This is a genomic window from Streptomyces silaceus (genome assembly GCF_001419745.1).
In the GTDB taxonomy this organism is placed as follows: Bacteria; Actinomycetota; Actinomycetes; order Streptomycetales; family Streptomycetaceae; genus Streptomyces; species Streptomyces silaceus.
Map to the genome: position 1 here is coordinate 405 of NZ_LIRJ01000550.1, position 1647 is coordinate 2051.

Annotated in this window: 2 protein-coding genes; one reads left to right on the plus strand and one right to left on the minus strand. The window is 70.7% G+C overall.

Annotation, left to right across the window (positions count from 1 at the left end):
- Window positions 1-441 (minus strand): class I SAM-dependent methyltransferase (locus tag AOK22_RS36395; RefSeq protein ID WP_157872401.1); only part of this gene is annotated, 441 nt, incomplete at its 3' end.
- Between the two features lie 160 nt (window positions 442-601).
- Between AOK22_RS36395 and AOK22_RS36400 the strand changes: the two genes are divergently transcribed.
- On the plus strand, window positions 602-1647 hold a 1046-nt coding region (locus AOK22_RS36400; protein WP_055702951.1), incomplete at its 3' end, for a magnesium and cobalt transport protein CorA.

Sequence of the window (1647 nt, forward strand, 5' to 3'; positions counted from 1 at the left end):
CCTGAGCATCGACGCCAAGGCCCGCTCCCGGTCGGGGACATCGGACAGGACGAGGCGCGCGTGCACGAGGTCGAAGCCCTCGACCGGGGGCGGGTCGGCGGCGACGTCGTGGATCCGCACTTCCAGCGGGGAGCGCGCGGCCCGCGTCTGCCAGGACGTGTCGATGTCGGTCGCGAGGATCCGTCCGGTCGGGCCGACGCGCTTGGCGAGCCAGGTGATGACGGAGGTGCCGCCGGCCCCGACCTCCCAGCAGCGCCAGCCGGGGCCGATGCCGAGACGTTCGATGTGCCCGAAGGTCGTCGGGTCGAAGAGGGCGGCGAAGGCGGCGGAGCGCGACTGTGCCGCGGACTGCCCGTGGTCGGGCAGCTGCCGGTGGTCGGTGAGCTGCCGTGGGCCGGCGTACTGCCGGGGGTCGAGGAGATGACCGTCGATTCGCGTCATGCCGCGATCATCCCAGTTGTCCCGCTTGCTCCCGGGAAGCCGAACCGGATGTCCCCGAGCGGATGTTCCGGAGTGGAATCTTCCGTTCCCCCAGGCCTCGGCGGAGTGTCGTGCCGTACTGGCAGACTGGCACGCCAAGTCGTTGGTGCGAGGAGCCCACATGTCGATGGCAGGGAATCTGCGCAAGGTCGGAAGCCTTGGCAAGGTCGGTGGCCTGCGCACGGTCGGAGGCCTCAGGAGAGTGGCGCGCCTGCGCCGGCGCGCCGCCCGCGTCGACCTGAGCCACCCGGCCCGTTCCCCGCTGGGCTCGTCGGTGGTCAACTGCGTGACGTACCGGGAGGGGGTGCGCCAGCCGCCCGCCCGTGATCTGGTCGAGTCGGTGGAGCGGGTCCGCAAGTCCGGCGACGGCTTCGTCTGGCTGGGGCTGCACGAGCCGACGGAGGAGGAGTTCGCGGGCATCGCCGACCTGTTCGACCTGCACCCCCTCGCCGTCGAGGACGCGGTCCACGCCCACCAGCGCCCGAAGGTCGAGCGGTACGACCAGACGCTGTTCGCCGTCCTCAAGACCGTCTGCTATGTGGAGCACACCGAACTGACCGCGACCAGCGAGGTGGTGGACACCGGCGAGATCATGGTCTTCGTCGGCCGGGAGTTCGTCATCACGGTCCGGCACGGCAGGCACGGCTCGCTCGGCCCGCTGCGCGAGGAGCTGGAGGCGGCGCCCGAGCAGCTCGCCCAGGGTCCGGCCGCCGTGCTGCACGCCATCGCGGACCAGGTCGTGGACGACTACCTCGCGGCGACGGACGCGGTGCAGTCGGACATCGACCTGGTGGAGACGGCCGTGTTCGCCCGGGACGGCGAGCGGACCGACCCCGGCCGCATCTACCAGCTCAAGCGCGAACTGCTCGAACTGAAGCGGGCGGTGGTCCCGCTCGGCCGCCCGCTCCAGATCCTCGCCACCCAGCCGATGCGCGTCATCGCCCCGGAGATACAGGCGTACTTCCGGGACGTCGACGACCACCTCAAGCGGGCCACCGAACAGATCGCCGCCTTCGACGAGTTGCTGAACTCGATCCTCCAGGCGCACCTCGCCCAGGTGACCGTCGCGCAGAACGAGGACATGCGGAAGATCACCGCCTGGGCGGCGGTCGTCGCGGTGCCGACGATGGTCTGCGGCATGTACGGCATGAACTTCGACCACATGCC